9 protein-coding genes are annotated in these 17,593 nt (G+C 45.3%); 1 reads left to right on the forward strand and 8 read right to left on the reverse strand.

What is annotated here, in order from left to right; all coding sequences use genetic code 11:
- The 8 genes from ICN33_RS00005 to ICN33_RS00040 form a co-directional block, all read right to left on the reverse strand.
- Positions 1–2,224, reverse strand: a 2,224-nt coding sequence (locus ICN33_RS00005; protein WP_370623205.1) for a hypothetical protein, incomplete at its 3' end; no start/stop codon positions are given.
- 131 nt (positions 2,225–2,355) lie between these two features.
- Positions 2,356–4,176, reverse strand: a complete 1,821-nt coding sequence (locus tag ICN33_RS00010) for a FecR domain-containing protein (RefSeq protein WP_216193338.1) — start codon at positions 4,174–4,176, stop codon at positions 2,356–2,358.
- Positions 4,176–5,495: a tetratricopeptide repeat protein gene (locus tag ICN33_RS00015; RefSeq protein ID WP_216193339.1), complete on the reverse strand. Its 1,320-nt coding sequence runs from the start codon at positions 5,493–5,495 to the stop codon at positions 4,176–4,178. Before ICN33_RS00015 ends, ICN33_RS00010 begins: the two co-directional genes overlap by 1 nt.
- Before the next feature lie 63 nt (positions 5,496–5,558).
- Entirely contained in the window at positions 5,559–6,488 is a 930-nt protein-coding gene (locus ICN33_RS00020) for a hypothetical protein (protein WP_216193342.1), read from the reverse strand.
- Positions 6,485–8,197, reverse strand: coding sequence for a helix-turn-helix transcriptional regulator (locus ICN33_RS00025; protein ID WP_216193344.1), 1,713 nt, complete (start codon positions 8,195–8,197; stop codon positions 6,485–6,487). The genes ICN33_RS00020 and ICN33_RS00025 overlap by 4 nt, the downstream gene beginning before the upstream one ends.
- 53 nt (positions 8,198–8,250) lie before the next feature.
- Positions 8,251–9,456, reverse strand: coding sequence for an HlyD family efflux transporter periplasmic adaptor subunit (locus ICN33_RS00030; RefSeq protein ID WP_216193346.1), 1,206 nt, complete (start codon positions 9,454–9,456; stop codon positions 8,251–8,253).
- Between the two features lie 47 nt (positions 9,457–9,503).
- Positions 9,504–13,808: a peptidase domain-containing ABC transporter gene (locus tag ICN33_RS00035; RefSeq protein ID WP_216193348.1), complete on the reverse strand. Its 4,305-nt coding sequence runs from the start codon at positions 13,806–13,808 to the stop codon at positions 9,504–9,506.
- A gap of 27 nt (positions 13,809–13,835) precedes the next feature.
- The gene (locus ICN33_RS00040) at positions 13,836–15,599 is read right to left on the reverse strand and encodes a TolC family protein (RefSeq protein ID WP_216193350.1); all 1,764 of its coding nucleotides are present in this window, start codon (positions 15,597–15,599) and stop codon (positions 13,836–13,838) included.
- A gap of 329 nt (positions 15,600–15,928) precedes the next feature.
- Here ICN33_RS00040 and ICN33_RS00045 point away from each other — a divergent pair, with 329 nt between their 5' ends.
- Positions 15,929–17,554 (forward strand): HD domain-containing phosphohydrolase, encoded by a 1,626-nt coding sequence (locus tag ICN33_RS00045; protein ID WP_216193353.1) that lies wholly within the window; start codon positions 15,929–15,931, stop codon positions 17,552–17,554.
- Positions 17,555–17,593 lie beyond the last annotated feature (39 nt).

Raw genomic sequence — 17,593 nt, forward strand, 5'->3', positions numbered from 1 at the left:
TATGACCGTAGTCGTCTTTACCATCGCGGCCATAAGATTCTCTATCTTTGCCATCATGGTTGTAGCCTTCGTGGTCATAGCCATTTACATAGCCATCGCCTGCTTTATAGTCATCGCGAGTATGACCGTAGTCGTCTTTACCATCGCGGCCATAAGATTCTCTATCTTTGCCATCATGGTTGTAGCCTTCGTGGTCATAGCCATTTACATAGCCATCGCCTGCTCTATAGTCATCGCGAGTATGACCGTAGTCGTCTTTACCATCGCGGCCATAAGATTCTCTATCTTTGCCATCATGGTTGTAGCCTTCGTGGTCATAGCCATTTACATAGCCATCGCCTGCTTTATAGTCATCGCGAGTATGACCATAGTCGTCTTTACCATCGCGATCGTAACCATCCTTGTCTAGACCTGTTTTTTCGTCATAGCCACCATCAACCGATATTGAAAGCTTATTGCCAGAATTATTAGTCACTATCAAATCAGAAACATTAGCATTTGTATCTGGGTTAGCAGTATTTATATAAGCGGTAATATTAGAATTATTATTTCCAGCACCCTCAATATCACTTACTTTAATAGAGCCTGTCTTTGCAATTACCTGCCCATCAACTTTATTAAATGTTACCTTGTAACTATTATTGTTAACGGTAACATCAAGGGATTTACCCTCTAGCTCGGCAACATCTCCACCAGTAGCATGTACTGTAAACACTAGGGAGCCTTTCGCATCGGCTTTATTATCGGTTGCATCGCTAGACAAAGTTAGGGTAGTACGATCATCGACTACATGGACCGATTGCAAGCTATCAGAGGCAGTCACTGAAGAGACCTTGTAGTCGCTTTCAGCAGCTTCTAATGGAGAGGTAAAGCCATCTGTTGTGCCTGCCCCTACTGCAACCACCTTAACGCTGTAGTTGCTACCGTGTTGCTCGGCGCCAATCTCAAAAGATTGATCTAACTGATTTAAAGGAATGTACTTGGTGATAACAGCAGTGCCACTGCCATCGGTAGTGTTGTGCAGCTCTACTTTAGCAACTAGACCTGATAGGTCTGAGTTAGAAACATCTACCCCGTGCTCCACATTCAGGTGATAAGTAATCGTGCCGGTTTCTTCGTTAACTGTTACGCCTTGACCGTTACCAGAAGCTAGACTCACAGTGACATGGTCATCTTGAACAGTGAATGTATCAGTCGTATTTACATGCGTCAGATTCGGATAGTTGCTAGCAGTAAAGTTATTAGGGTTTGAATAATCAGTAGCTCCAGCATTGAGTTTATAGAGATGAGAATCATCAACAGTTACTGTAAATGTATGGCCATGAAGCTCGCTAGTATCTATCTGAAACAACTCAGTGCTTGAAGACTTGACAGGCACGAAATATGGGGATTCGCTAACTTTATTGCCGTTAGCGTCAAACTCAACAAGCATAACCTTTGCGTAATACCCGGTGGTGATATTTCCCGATGTAGCCGTAATATCTAATTGGTAAGTGAATTTGGAATCGTCAGCAACGCTAGCACCTCTATCAGTGGTGAGATTCAGGGAAATATGATTTACATCTGCTGTACCGGAAGTGTGATATTCAGTATTAGAAGCAGATGGGTCAGGATTAGTAACTGCATCAGGGCCAGTTGCATTCTTATGGTTATCGCTGCTAGGAGAATTGGAAGATGTCGAGCTAGCTTGTGTAGGCGAAGATGCGCCCTCTGCATTGCTTTGGGGGCCTTGAGATCCCTCTCCACCTTGTCCGCCTGTTTGACTGCCCGCAGGTCCTCCAGGCACTTTTGTGACACCTGCTGGACTAGTGCTCTCGCCACCCCTACTACCACCTCGAGATGAATTAACTGCATCAGCCGCTTGCTGCGTTGCAGTCTCTGCACCTCCACCTGTACCAACGCTAGAGCTTCCATCATTTCTAATAGTTGCGTTGATTTTTGAGGTTGATCCAGGCCCGTTACCATCAACCCCCGCGCCATCTAAACCAGAGTTATTGCCAGCACTGTTGTAATCGGGGCGATTATCGTTAGGGCTGGTTCCCTTATTTAAGAGACTGGGTCCATCTGGCGAGGATACATTGTTAGGTTTTACGTCACCTTGTGAACCGGCAGTTTCCGGGCCAACACCCTCAGATCCCGTAGTCGGCTGCTGCAAGGAAGTCACATTATCTAAATGCTCTGCATCTTGAGCTTGTTGAACTACATTTGGGTTTGCGTCAGCCATGGCGGTCTCTCTTTTTAATCAAGAATGGGGCATAAAACCCCTGTTTACGCCACTACTCTATGCCCTAGCAAGGCTAGCTACAATTGGAAAATTGGTTATATAACTAAAGTTATAAATATAACTATATTAGCTCAACGTTTAAATACCGCTACACCTTGAACAACGTTGCTTCCTGTAGAGAAATTATATGAAAGTCCAGCTGCCTGAGCTGGGTTTCCAGGGGCATTCCCATAAAAAACTACATTTCCAGAACCATTACATGCTGCAGTACATATGGAATTTGATCCGCTAGTTTTCACCACAGAAGTAGAAACAGTATTACTGTCAGCTGCTGCACTAAGGGAACCAGCAATATTCATATTCAAAAATGCATAACCCGTTGGTTGGTTGGTATAAAGAGCTAAATTGCCAGTTAACTGACTGCTAGCAAAATTAGCTGTGAGATTGCCGCCAGTAACAGCCCATTGAGAACCTGCAACAGTATTAACATAGGTTGGGGTTGTAGCACCAACCAAAGAAAAGTTGAGAGTGGTTGGTCCTGTATTGAGGTACTGTTGGAGACTGGTTGGATTGGTACGATCCCCTACTATGAAATGGAAACCATTGCCAGCCGGCATAGCCAACAGATTGCCGTTGTTATAGTCCGCGATGATCACATTACCATTAGCCCAGCGCCCCCAAGAAACTACGCCAGCAAGATTACCGCCCTCCATTTGTTGTGCAGTTCCAATAGCAAATGTCATAGGTATAGATGGGTTACCTTGCGCAAAATACGTAGGGTACTCAAGACCAATGTAGGTAATGTAAGTATTCAGACCGCTTCCAGCGGTAGTAATCGCATTAAGGCCAGTCTGGGGTAGCGCGGGAGCAGAGGTAGTGCTTGGCCAGCCAGGCCAATTGGAGTCAGGCAATATATTGTGCTGAGGCAAACCATCTGGTTGAATAGATCCTCCACTAGCAAGAGGCCATACCTCCGCCTTCTGCAAATAATAAGAATAGCTTGCTGGAGTTGGAGCAATCCCATCGCCCTCAGGCTTGTTGTAAAGCTGAGATGCATAAGGTGCAAATGGTGAGATGCCTGTTGCTAAATATGGGGAGGGATTGACTACTATCCCCATCATCATGGGTAGCGGCGAGCTTGGTATGGCTACTTGCTCATCTGCGCCTTTTGCTGGCGGAGTTACGGCAACCGCCAATGAAGGTATATCGGTCGTGTTTCCCCTGCCCTTCGGTTTGGCAGACTTTTGTCCGGCAAGTGGATCAGGTAAGAAATTGGGTGGTTGCGATAAACGTTTTGCTTGTGAATTGTCATCAGCAACATAGGCATATTGATCGACACCTAAAGCTTCAGTTCCTGCCTTATTCTTAATCGTAATTTGCCCCTCAAACACGCCTGCATATAAGCCATCTTTTACAGGGGTCTTATCAGTATTCAGGCAGTTACCTTCGCAATAGTTCAGGTTATAACCTGTACCGCGAATACCTACAGTAGCTACAACGGCATTTACTTGCAGGTTATCTTTGTTCTCACGACCAATCGACCCCGTCACTGCGCGAACACCGCCCTTGACTAGGCTAAGGTTTGCTTTTTCTGATCCATCAGATTTGCCGTTGAACTTGTATTCATTAATCTTAAATTCGGTTTGCGCACGCAAAGCAATCACAGCAGCATCACTCATCCGAATTTGGGCATTACTTGCAATGCCTGTAATAACAGTATCGCCCGATTGAATAGCAGTGTTTTTAGGTGCAGGAATAGTCTGGCCATTACGATTAATTTTGACATCGCCAATCGACATCAAGACACGACCAGCTTCTGCAGTGGATTGTGCGTGGGCGACTGGAGCTATTAGAGACGATATCAAGATAGTCACTACCGCAACGCTCTTTGCGGCTTTAGCCAATCGCGAGAAGAATGGGTGCATAAATGATTGACCCTGTAGATGACTCATCAGTTTGAACTCCAATCGTAGCGCAGTTTTAATGCGCCTGTCCATTGCTGATAGGAATACAGAGGTAAATTAGAGGTGTTGTTGTAGTAAGTCGCCTCTAAGCGTGCACTCAGTTCTTTGGTTAACTTATATTGCAGCACGGCATTACCAGAAAGTAAATTATCACCGCGACCTGTTTGATAAACAATATCGGATGCCTGATAGTTACTGCGCGCATAACCTGCGCCGAGGGTCAGACCCCACTTATCAGTTGGCACCACACTCAATTGCACAGTACCGCCACCAATATGACGTGCTAAATCCGGTCTATTAGAAGTATTAATTTGACTGGCGTAATTAGCCCCTATGTCAACAACGGGCTTCCATCGTGTTGTTGGAAATGCCTTACGGTAACCTACGGTCCCTACGTTTAACGTAGAGTCATAAGCACTATATTGTGTGGAGTAATTCATCCGTGTACTACCACCACCCACCATAACGGACTGGGTTTCTGTTAGTTGGCGTACATATTCAGCGCCACCACCACCTGTATTTGGAACGGGGATTTGATCGAGTCTTGCCAAACTACCAAAAGCAACCACCTTATACAAGTTAGGGCCGTCTGCATATTTGACACCAGTAGTTGCATTGCTGACGTCTAAGTTATATCCACTAATCTGGGAATAGCGTTGCTGACTGGTGTTGACGCTGACAAAGCCACTGACATTAGTGGCAAGCGGAACAACTGCATTCACACCAACACTGTCATAAGAAAAAACGGAGGGTTGCGGTAGCGACGTGGGAGACAAAAATACGGGCCCCCAATACGGCAAGACAATATTGTTAATAGCGGCAGCAGTATTCACATTGCTGTTGTAACCCATGCCGAGTTCGATGTAAGCACCATAGACTGGCTTGTAACGCCCTTCTTTTTCTTTAATCGCATCTAAGTAAGTATTGACAGTTGCCACTACACCGGCTGGTGGCTGACGTTTTTTGACTTCTTCAAACTCTTCTTTTGCCCGTTGATACTCCCCTAAGGCAAAGTAGGCGCGGCCCAATTCCAGTCTAACTAAATCATTATTAGGATCAGCTAAAAGCACACGCTCTAGAGATAGCACGCCTAAAGAAATTCGACCTGAATCAACGGCAGCAACACCGTAGTAGTAATCAAATAAGGTATCGCCCATGAGCTCAGGATGCTGATTGCCTAATTCATATGCTTCCTTTGCTTTCCCTTTTTCAATTAATACCTTCATCTCATCAGGTACAGCTGCAAAGGAAACCGCAGCACTGGCGCTGAGCAAAACAAAGCAGAGCATCTGCAATAGATTTCGCATCTCTCGACCATACGGTCTTATTGGAGAAAAGTTGATAAAGTTCAGCACGCTATAAATGAATAATTAATTTAAATAAGGATCTTTAAGTACTTTTTTATAGCACTGAATAAAGGCAGTATGTTGTTGATCGAACTCTGCGCAACGTGATGCCACTTTTAAAGTGCGTCGATGCAATTCGTCTTTGTCCATATGATAAGGACCTTTTATTTCTTCAAAAAGTTGCGCACGACGAGCTAAATAATTCGATTCAAAACCGCTCAAACCATAAAAGACGATTTCTTGGCTACTGAGGCGATATACACCTTTATATTGGTGCGATTGCATAGCCTGGAATAAATCTGGTGGCATACCCATCTCAGAAAAATAGGATGAGAGTGAACTCTCAAAGTTTTCTAACAGGCGTTTAGCGGCTGGATTGGAATTTATATCCACTTCCTTTAGGATTTTGGCATTGTTGTCGCTGACAGTAATGCGACCCCGATGAATTCCAATGGAATAAGCAGGTGCTGCTCGTACTACCCCACTAGCCAATACCAAGATGCAAGCGCTAGCGCACTGCCCAGTAACAAAGGTATGGGCATTTGCTTTACGCAACAAACGTCCCATTTCCATGGCAGCCATACCATCCCCGCCTGCAGAATCCAACAACACGATCAATCCAGCTGGAATCGGGTCACCCTTCACTTTAGGCAAGGCCTGCTTGAGGGAGATCAGGGTATTTTTTGATATAGGACCTTGAATACCAATCACAACTGCCCGATCCCCGTTTTCATCAACAAGAGGGGTAGACTGATTTGTAGACCCCTCTCTTACAGAGCTATTAATAGACTTGCTCACTTCGTCATCTAGGGAAACAACATAAAGAGAGGCATTGACTACCGGCAAAGAAACGTGACTTGCGCTGACAGCAGTACTCATAAATAGAGCGAGGAATGCACTTGCCCCTAATTGGCATGCTTTCTGTAAAGTGGAAGCAATCATTGGAGTATTCATGATTTAGCCGCACTCACAGGCATCGCCCCTAAATGGCGAATAGCTTCAGTGGTATTGATATCCCTAAAATCAAATCCACCTTCAATGCCAGGAACAATCAAACCAAAACTCGTTAATTCATGAATTGCGGCTTGCGCTTTGTGATGAGAGTCACACTCTTGCTCTATTGCCGCAGTAAGAGAGACCTCTGGATTATTCGCGGCATTATTCAAAATCGTGCGCGCTGTATCAGAAAGATTATCTAGGATGACTTGGTAATCCACCTGGATACCCTCTGGGAATACCGCACCCTCAGGCTGTGTCATCGTAAATGTACGTGAAAAAGGTTGTTCATTTGGCCGCGACCCCAGTAGGCGCGCACATGTTTGACGATTTCCAGTTTGCGGTAAATTTGCAGCCACAATAATGATCGGTCGAGCAGCCAGCAAATCGATGCCCGACTCTCCAAGCAGCATCTTGAACGAATCTAAAGTTTTAAGCCCATAAAGCTCAACCATCAAGGGGGTTGACTGAGCAATCTGACCAAGCAATCCAGCAATGCGCTCGCCAGCAGTGTTATAGATTTTTTTCTCTTCTAAACCAAGCGACTCAAAGAAGACTTCAATTTGCTTGGAGTAGCTCGCCAGCAAACGATCACGGCGATTATTGTTTGGAGCCCTTAAGCGCAATAACAAAATACCTCTTGCATGAGCAAAGTTACCCATCGCATCCATGAGAGAACTCGCAGCCAAAGGAGGCCAGGACTCTACAGAGAGCCATTGCGCAATACCTTCTTGTACGTTGTCGCAAACCCTACTCATGAAAGGCAAACCACCCCACTGCAAACTGCTATCCACCAGAGGTGCAGAACTTGGTCCAATAGCGCAAATCTCACCAACATTCCGTAGCTCAATCGCCTTACCGCCATCACGCGTACGGATATCCAACCAAGGTAGCGAATGAGGTGATAATTTTTTGGTTAAAAAATCAGATAAGGGGCGACGTAAAATTTTAGAATGCTGTGCTAGCAAGGTCGCTTTACGATAAGCATCGGCAGCATAAAGACTCTCTATACCCTCTTCTACCAACTCAGGGTGAGATGCCACTCCAATTCCCAGGTCATGCTTACCTGCCAGCATAGCCAAATGCTGAGTGGCATAGAGCTTCATCCATTCAGCCATATATTGAGCGAAATAAGCAGCCCTATCACTATCATCTAAATGGGCTTTAGGATGGCCAAACCAAGCCACCAAACTACCATCAGGAGAAATAGTGAGACGTCCATCCAAACTATCAAGTAAGGACTCTGCTTGTTTTTGCAAATCCACTAAAAAGTGATTTCTGATGGTGATTGACTCAAAGCTACTAGCAGACGCTACAAAGTCCGGTAACGCTAAGCTCACCGCTGAAATTAAGCGCCACTGATAACGCTCAGCCTTTTTATGAGCAGCAGTTCCTTTTGAGGAGCTGCTTTTAAGGGGGCCGTGTTCAGACTGACGACTACTGTTTGATTTGAGCAATTGCTCGGCAACCACTGCTGCCTTGGCGCGGCTAACTACGCCTAATTTTTTAAACAGCACAAATAAGTGCTGTTTAACGGTGCCCTGCTCAATCGCCAAATCCGTAGCAATCTCTTTGTTGCTCTTACCTTCCGCCAACAGCCCAAGAATTTGCTGTTGGCGTTCGGATAGGGACAGGCTTTTATCAGGGCTATTTTTTAAGGTGGCCATGATCTTTTTTCAGCGCAGTCATCAAGTATTGAGATGAATACATCCGTCAAGTTCTAGCGCTCGCGCATACCCTGTTTAAAGGCAACAAAGATAGGACGCAATAAGTACCTTAAAACAGACTGATGGTCGGTCACAATATCGGCCTGCACTGTCATGCCTGGATCAATTGTCTTGTCCTCGCTATTGCCAACAAAAGTCTGTGGCAAGCTAACAATGACTTTGAAATAAGGCTGCTGCTTTTCATCCAAGGTACTGTATGAAGAGACCATGGAGACGGTGCCATTGATCGTGCCATAGCGCATGAAATCAAACGTACCAATCTTTAAGCGAGCTGCTTGGCCTTTTTTCACAAATCCAATATCAGTTGGCGCAATACGCACTTCAGCATGCATCTTGCCATCCAAAGGAACGACGTTCATTAAAGTAGCGCCTGGAGGAACTACTCCGCCAACAGTACGGAACTTTAAATCTTGAACTACGCCATCAACTGGGGATAGTACGTCTACGCGATCTAAACGATCACGCAATTTATTAAGCTGCTCTTCTGTTTGAGCTAATTCAGATGAGGAGTTATTTAAGTCATCCATATTGGTACGGCGGTAACGCAATAACTCTGCTTGTGCCTGACTCAAGCTACGCTGGGCATCCAAAGCCGCTACACGTGTTGCCAACTTCTCTTTAGCCAAGTCGCTACGAATGGCGCTCACTTCACCCAAAATCTTAATTTCGTTTTGCAACTGACTGATCTGATCTTTAGATGTTTTTAAGGTGAATTCCTGCTCTTTCACCATATCGCCATACTCTTCTGGAATCTTTGAAAAATCTGCAGGGCGATCACTCAAGAGAGCACGCAAGCGCTCGACCCTGGCATATAGGCTCCAGTATTTAGCTGCCAAGGTTTGGTATTCAGCGCCAGCTTCCGTAGAATTCAAGCGCATTAAGACCTGACCTTCGGTTACTGTCTGACCATCCACCACATCAATGGTTGCGATTCTGCCGCCATCTACGTGCTGAATAATCTTCACGGCCTGAATCGGCATAATTTGACCCGGTGCCACAGCAACGACATCCAAGGTTGCAAATAGTGACCATAAAAAGAAGATGCCAATAGCGTAGCAAATCAACTTTACAGTTGTACGCATATATGCAGGTGGCGAAGCCTCTTCAAGCAATATTGCTTTCGCAACATAGTTATCAGTGCGCCCGCCCAAAGTTAACTTTGTTTTTTCTTCAGGATTCGTATCTGGTTGCGTACTCATAAGGTCAACTCGTTTTGTGAATAATTAATTAAATTGCATTAACTGCATTAAGCAGCGGTTGGCTGTTTCAACAGTACATCGGGAGGACCCGCCGCCCTGAGGTAGCCTTTATCTAAAACTAACAAGGTATCGGCCATGCGAATATGGCTTGGACGATGGCTAATAAACAGAACGGTTGCCTTACCCTTCAGAGCTTGCAACGCTTCCATAAACTTCTGATCGCCATAGTCATCTAGTCCAGCGCCAGGCTCATCAAACAACATGATGGGTGCACGGGTCAGATAAGCACGCGCCAAGGAAAGTTTTTGCTTCAAGCTCGATGGGAGCTCATTCGTGTTATCGCCAACACGGTAATCAATGCCCTTAGGCAAAGCCAAGATTTGATCTAAGGCACCCGCCATCTCTAGGGCTTGATAAACCTCATCATCCGTTGCGTCTGGCCTTGCTAAACGCAGGTTCTGAGCAATCGTCGCACGGAACAATTGGGTATCTTGGGGAGCATACCCAACAATACGTCGAAGCTCTAAAGGATCGAGCTGGCGGATATCGACGTTATCGATCAAGATCGAACCCGCTTGCGGCTGGTACATACCCAAGATCAATTTAAGCAGCGTTGATTTACCACCGCCATTAGGACCGCTAATGGCTACTAAATCACCTGGATTAATGCGGAACTCCACACCAATGAGAGCAGGATCAACGTTCATGGAATACCGGAATGAGACGCGGGCAAAATCAATGCGCCCTTCAAGTCCACGAGAAACCAAGGAAGTATTGGTTTCTTGACGCTCACCTTGAATCTTCATCAAACTATCGATTTGACGTGTCGCATTACGCACACGCTCAATACGAGTCATATTGGTGAAAATCGTTTGAATAGGATTAAGCACTCTCCACATTAAAAGCATTGAAGCAATCAGTGCTCCAGAAGAAACGACTTGCATGATGACTGCCGGAACTGTCGCAGAAATAATCAACAGCGCAGATGCCATCATCACGAAATACGAAATCGCGACCAAAAGTGAAGAGAGTTGCTCGGCTTTGTAAGAAGCCATAGTGGCATTAGCTGAAATCTCACGGAAGCGCTCCAACCATAATCCCTGGGCGCCGCACTCATGAATAATGCGCATCTTGCCAACCATCTCGACTAGGAATTCATTACGCTTCGTAATTGAGCGACCCACCGATGCAACACGATCATGAGTTTGGCCAGCAAAAATCCAATACAAGAGTGCATACACCACCAACATCACGGCAAAAATAATTAATGAAATTGGATTGATGATGGATAGCGCAATTAAAAGCACCAAGGTTGCTGGTGACTCTAGAATCGTTGAGGCCAAGGGTCCCGTAAACATATCGCGAATTGCTTCAAAGCTTTGTAAGCGAGCGGTTTGTGAACCAACTGAAGCACGTTCGGTATAAGCAGGTGACATCTTTAAAACCTGCTGCAAAATCGTAGCGCCAAACAGATACTCAATACGTCCTGCGATATACGCCAGGATATTAGCGCGATGCTTCATGAAGTGATAACCAGCACCTAAAGCGATCCCTGCGCCAATGGCGAGATAAACCAAAGTATCTTTTGCACCCGCTGGGATAACGTGGGTGTAAACAATCGAGAGGAATATTGGGCCGGACATCATCACCAAGCCAGATACCAAGGCGGAGATAGTTGCCTGTCCAATAAGTGGCATAAAACGTCTTAAGACACGCCCTACCCACGAGCGCTGATCTGCAAGATTGACTTCTGCTAAGTCATAGAAATAGGCCTTACCGCGCATATCGAGTCTTGGCTCTAAACGACCTTCACTACTCTCGGTATCGCCCACGCGCATTTGATTGCCGATTTTTCCCATCACCACAAAAGCAGGAATACTCTCATCGGGTACAAATAAACATGGCAGTGAACGTGGCTCTAAAGAACCTAAGTCACATTCCACTTCATTGGTGACGTAACCCAGTTGAGATAAAGCATTATGAAAACCGGTCAAATCAAGACTGTCCGCATAATAAGGGAGTGCTTCCGCTACTTCGCGTGAGGTGCCACGCGCATTCATTAATCTCAACAGTAAAGATAGGCAACCGGATAAATCTGTTTGCACTTTGAAGTTACCGGCAACGGTTTCGTTTGTTTTTTTCCAACGCTCTTTGTCAAGATAGCTAGTTTTATAGGGCGATGAAAAGTACTCTGCTTTAGATACAGGATGGTAATTAGCGGGCAACCCTTGCGAAGAAGTCATTCCTGAAACTGCTGCCGGAGCATTAGAAGCTTCCCGAATTGAACTTACCTTGCCTGGATCCACATCTAATAGCTGACCCTCATTAAGGAACATGGTTCGGTTAGCCAAACGCAAGAATGATGGTCTCTGGGAAACGATCACCAAAGTTACCTTGCCACGAACTGCCTCTAAGAACTTCAAGAAGACCGCGTCCCCTTCTGAATCCATTACAGAAGTCGCATCGTCAAACAAAATAATATTGGGTTGATTAGAGAGTGCTCTGACAATCGCAATACGCTGGCGGTAACCTGGTGGCAATGAATCCGCGGCCATATCACCCACAATCGAATCCCAACCACGTGGCATCTTCGATACAAAGTCGCCCAAGCCTAAGGTTTTAGCAGTGCTTAATGCACGATCAACCCTGGCAGGATCAAAGACACTGACGTTATCTAATAAGGAGCCTTCAAACATCACTGCCTTTTGCGGCAGATAGGCTACTTTTTCTGTAATGCGATTGACATCAATATCCAAGATAGATTGGGCATCGATAGAAACTATGCCGGAGCTTGGCGTCAATATGCCAGCCATCAACTGCAATAAAGTGCTTCGACCAGATCCACTGCCGCCCTTAACAGCCAAACATTCGCCAGGAGCAATCTCAAACGATAGGTTGGTAAATAAATCCGTTTTTAGACCAGGGAAGCGATAAGAAACGTTTTCAAATTTTAGGCCAGCGGGATGCAGTGGGCGATCAACCACGGTTGGCACCAGATCAAAAGAGCGTGGCTCCACAACCAAACCTGGTTGCTTGAGGATATCGGCCAAATTGTCTCTTAACACTTCATCTTGCTGATACTTTGCCCACATGCCACCCAATCTTTGCAGTGGAGCTAAGGAGCGCATACCTAACAAAATACAAGCTGCTAATTCACCATTCGTTAAATGCCCTGTAATGACCAACCAAGCACCAAGCGCTACCACCATCATATTCATGAGGGGTGAAAAAATATTACCAATACCAGAAGACATGTCTAAGGCATAAGTCACCTTTGACATAATCCGCGCGCATCCTTCTTGAAGACGCTCGTATCTGCGCAGCATCAACGACTCCATCGTCATTGACTTCAGCGTATGAACATTGCCTAGGGTTTCATTTAAGAAATTGGCGCGACGCAAGTCAGCTTGCTTTTGCTCTTTAATTAACTCTGGATCCTGACGACCATTTCTCCAGGTGATGAAAATAAATATGCTGTATCCAAACAGCAGCAAAAGGCCTACCCATGGACTCAGGATGAAAACAATAAACACATATAACAAGGTAAACGGCAAATCCATCAATTGCTGAAAGGTTTGTCCAGAGTAGTGATACTTCAACGTAGAGACAGACTTGAAACCATCCATCACCGTACCGGTACCCTTACGCTCAAATTCATTTAAAGGTTCAGCCAAGGTTCTCTCAGCGACAGACATTAATGCGCGGTGCTCAAAACGCGCAGAAATCCATGCAGTAGTGAAGGATCGAAGTGCGCGCACAATCGATTCAAGCGCCACGGCTAGAGCAACCGCCACTGCAACAATGCCCAATGTATCGAGTGATTGATGGGGCAAAATGCGGTCGTACAACTGCAGCATCAGCAATGGAAATGCTAAAGCTAATAAATTAATCACAATGCTGGAGGCAATGATCGTAGTGCGCTCACCATCAAAAGGAGAAAGCAAACCAACGGCACGCTGTGCCTCAGTAGGATTGCGAATCTGTTTTAAACGGATGACAAGATTGCGCATGTCCTCAGCAAATGCACTCCACTCTTTTTCAGATAGGCTTTTAAATTGCTTATAGTGCGCAACAAAAAGCGGCACCCAGTATTGGGGCTTGAGTCTTGCTAACCAGATTTTGGATTGCTCTTTGGCAATACCAACAGCATCGGTGGAGTGGCCTTTGATTTCAGCCCTTGAACCCCAAATTTTGCGTTGTACTGTCAATACATCATTCTTGACTACCTGAAAGATTGCATTGCCTGCACGCAGTAGTAACTCATATATATAACCTAATGCATACAAACAGTAGCCAAAAAGCTGCACTAGCTTTTGGTACGCATCTTTTAGGGATTGAATGAATTTATTCATAACTCAAGAAACCTTTTCAATTCCGCTCTAGGGTTTTTGTTGCACGATTGGCAAAGGCATTGGCTGCGGGTTATTTGGCGCTGTATCGCCAGAATTTGCCGCAGGCGCCTTAGGAAGTGGGCGTAGATCAAAATCAACTTCTGGAGACTGCAATGGATTTTGATTAAGAGATGGGCCAACACCACCTTTGCCATTATTTTTCTCGTAGCCAGGTTGTCCAGCGGCATTCACACCAACAGCTGTTTTCTTCGCAAATGCGGAATCTGTCTTCTCTTGCACTTCAACCCAACGTGCATCTGCCTTTGGAAGACGTCCACCACCAAGGCAGGGATCGTTATCCAAGGATGTACCACCGCCAATGGACTTGAAAAGATCTACTGAAGCACGTAACTGATCATTACGAGCACCAATGGCAGAATCTTCGGCAGCCAAAACAGTACGCTGAATTTCATAAAGTTGAACGTAGTCCATGCCGCCTCTTTCAACCACTTTTGCGCTCATTTCAGCAAGGCGTTGGGCACGTACACGAGAATCGTTCAAAGACTCATATTGCTTAGCGGTTAAGTTCACGCCCGACAAACTATCTTCCACGTCACGCAATGAAGAGAGCACTGCGTTTGCATAGGCCTCAAGCAATTCGACATTCTTTGCACTAGCAACTTGAATTTCAGCGCGCCTTCTACCACCATCAAATACGTTCTGAACAAGGTTAGTAGTAATGTTGTAGAACAAACTTTGCGGCATTGTCAATTGAGACAACAAGAAACTGCCGTAACCTGCACCACCTGTCAAAGCAAAGGTAGGCAACAAATTGGCTCGTGCAGCATAAAGGTCTGCCTTAGCCGCTTCTAGCGCTGCTTCCGCCCTTCTTACGTCAGGACGACGGCATAGTAAGTCCGACGGTAAGCCAGGAGAAATAACGGGAATCTTAATTTTCTCAATCGATCGAGACTGCAACTTCAGTGTCGAAGGTGTTCTGCCAACAAGCGCTGCTAGTCGATTAAATGCACGCTCTCGCTGCAATTTTAAGGCGGTCACTGAAGCATCTGTATTGGTTTGCAAAATGAGCTGCTGTGACAAATCAATAATCGTGGCATCACCGCGATCAACACGGCGCTGCAATCCTCTGCCGACGGTGCGGATGGCCTCTAAGTTGCGCTCTCCAACCGCAATACGCTCATCCAAAGAAACTACCAAGAAATACGTAGTTGCGGTATCCCCTACCAAGCTCAGAGCAACGGCTTGTCGGTTGTACTCACTTGCCAAAGCTTGAGAGAAAGCGGATTGGGTATTAAAGCCTTTTTTACCCCAAAGATCGACCTCGTAGTTGGCCAAGAAACCAGCTTGCCATAAAGGCTGACTTCCCCACTGTGAAGTGCTAGATGCATATCCAGGCCCAAGTCCAGGGGCTTGGTTACGATAAGAAGCGCCAAAATCAATGGTTGGAGATTCGTTGGCCTTAACCACATCAGCCTGAGCTCTTGTCTGGGCAACACGTGCAACGGCAACGCGAAGATCATAGTTATTGGTCAATGCGGTATCGATAAGACCATTAAGCTCTTCACTCTCAAAATCCTGCCACCAGAGTTCTTTGGGGCGTGGAAGTTGTTGCTCCACAGGAGCGCGGAATGCATCTGGCATCCAGCGGATGTATTCAGGGCCATCAGGCGCATCACCCTCTTTGGTTATAGGGGTAGTGCATCCGGTGAAGACCAATGCAGCGCAAGCTAATGCGAGAGGTAGACGCGCAAAACGCAATCGAGGTACAACACGGCGGCTAGGTCTAGTCACAGCGTAACTTTGGTTATATGTAAAAAGTGGAAAAAATGAGCTTAAATTTTGTAAATAAAATCAATATGCATTATGAATCAACACCATAGCCAAATCACCTTGGGAGACTCTAAATTCCTTTCATATTATGAAATATGTTGCTTTTACACACAATTCTTGGGCATTTACCCTTAGGTTATTAGCGAAAAAGTAGGTTTACCAAGGCAGATGAAAGTGAACAAAATTTGAACATTTGTTCATAATGGGCAAGAAGTCGAAATAAGAATGCTTTTGTAATCTTAATGCTCAATAATTCGACCATACAAAGTGATACAAATTAATTGAAGACCATGACTGAACATATTGACAAAAAACTGATGTCCCAACTGCTGCAAGTTGGAGCTTCTCTTAGCAGCGAAAAAGATATTGATCAACTTTTGGAAAATATTTTGCAATCAGCAATGAATATTACTCATGCTGATGGCGGTTCGGTTTATCGACTCACCGAAGAAAATACGCTTCGATTTGAAATTCTGCACACCAAAAGCAAAGGTGCTCATTTGGGTGGCAAAAGCGCCATTCCCGCTAACCTTCCCCCAATCTCGCTTTTTAAAGAGGATGGCAGCCCTGAGTTATCACGCGTTGTTTGCTGTGCGGTTCATAAAGATCAAACGATTAATATCGCCGATGCATACGATTCAACAGAGTTTGATTTTTCTGGCACCCGAAAGTTTGACAGTGCAAACCAATATCGTTCACAGTCATTTTTGACTATTCCGATGAAGAATCATGAGTCAGAAATTATTGGCGTAATGCAGTTAATTAATGCTAGCGATCCCGATACCGGCAAGATCATTCCCTTTTCTGAAACTAACCAAGAAATCGTGGAGGCGCTAGCTTCGCAGGCTGCAGTGGCATTGACTAACCGCCTGCTAATGAATCGCCTAGAAGAATTGTTCGAGTCTTTCATTAGCTTGATTAATCACGCGATCGACGATAAATCACCCTACACCAGTGGACATTGCAACCGCGTTCCAGAATTAACGTTAATGCTTGCAGATGCGGTGAACCGTTGTAAAGCAGGCCCCCTTGCTGAATTTAATATGACTGAAGCGGATCGCAAAGAATTAAAAATTGCTGGTCTACTGCATGACTGCGGAAAAATTACTACTCCCGTTCACGTTGTCGATAAATCAACCAAGCTTGAGAAAATTTTTGATCGCATTGCGCTCGTAAAAACCAGAGCCGCACAGGTTTTACAAAACTTTGATCTCGAAGCCGCTAAGGGAAATCTTTCTGCTGAACAAGCTACCGAACGAAAAGCGCAATTGGTTGAAGACTACGCTTTTATAGAACGCTGCAATGTCGGTGGCGAATTCATGAAAGATGCTGATATTGAACGTGTGAAAAATATTGCCGCCCTTTACCAGTGGCGTGATTTAGAGGGTAATGTCGTACCCTTCTTAAATGAAGAAGAGATTAAAAATCTCACGATTCGTGCAGGCACCTTAAATGATGAAGAACGACAAATCATTAATCACCACATTGATTTAACCATCAGCATGCTAGAGCAGTTACCTTGGCCGAAACATCTGAAGAATGTGACCGAGTATGCAGGCGGCCACCATGAAAAAATGGATGGTAAAGGCTATCCAAAAGGTCTCACCAGAGAACAGATGTCGGTACCCGCAAGATGTATGGGTATAGCGGATATTTTTGAGGCACTCACTGCTCACGACCGCCCTTACAAAAAAGGCAAGACACTCAGCGAATCCTTAGAGATTTTGGGGAAAATGAAATTAGGCGCCCACGTGGATCCGGATTTATTTGATGTCTTTATCTGGGAAAGGGTCTACGAGGAATACGCCCATAAATTCTTAGATCCAAAGCAGGTCGATGATGTAGATGTCACCAAGATTCCGGGCTACAACCCTCCGCCTGAGAACTACCAACAGGTCAAAGGTCTGAATTCTTAATTCTTAATTGAATTTTTGTTGCGCTTGAGTAAGGCTGTA

This window comes from Polynucleobacter sp. UB-Tiil-W10, from assembly GCF_018881605.1.
In the GTDB taxonomy this organism is placed as follows: Bacteria; Pseudomonadota; Gammaproteobacteria; order Burkholderiales; family Burkholderiaceae; genus Polynucleobacter.

Bases quoted from the DNA above. Each gene is read 5' to 3' on its own strand.
- ICN33_RS00010 (WP_216193338.1), bottom strand. From the start codon at position 4,176: ATGAGTCATCTACAGGGTCAATCATTTATGCACCCATTCTTCTCGCGA.
- ICN33_RS00015 (WP_216193339.1), bottom strand. From the start codon at position 5,495: ATGCGAAATCTATTGCAGATGCTCTGCTTTGTTTTGCTCAGCGCCAGT.
- ICN33_RS00020 (WP_216193342.1), bottom strand. From the start codon at position 6,488: ATGAATACTCCAATGATTGCTTCCACTTTACAGAAAGCATGCCAATTA.
- ICN33_RS00025 (WP_216193344.1), bottom strand. From the start codon at position 8,197: ATGGCCACCTTAAAAAATAGCCCTGATAAAAGCCTGTCCCTATCCGAA.
- ICN33_RS00030 (WP_216193346.1), bottom strand. From the start codon at position 9,456: ATGAGTACGCAACCAGATACGAATCCTGAAGAAAAAACAAAGTTAACT.
- ICN33_RS00035 (WP_216193348.1), bottom strand. From the start codon at position 13,808: ATGAATAAATTCATTCAATCCCTAAAAGATGCGTACCAAAAGCTAGTG.
- ICN33_RS00045 (WP_216193353.1), top strand. From the start codon at position 15,929: ATGACTGAACATATTGACAAAAAACTGATGTCCCAACTGCTGCAAGTT.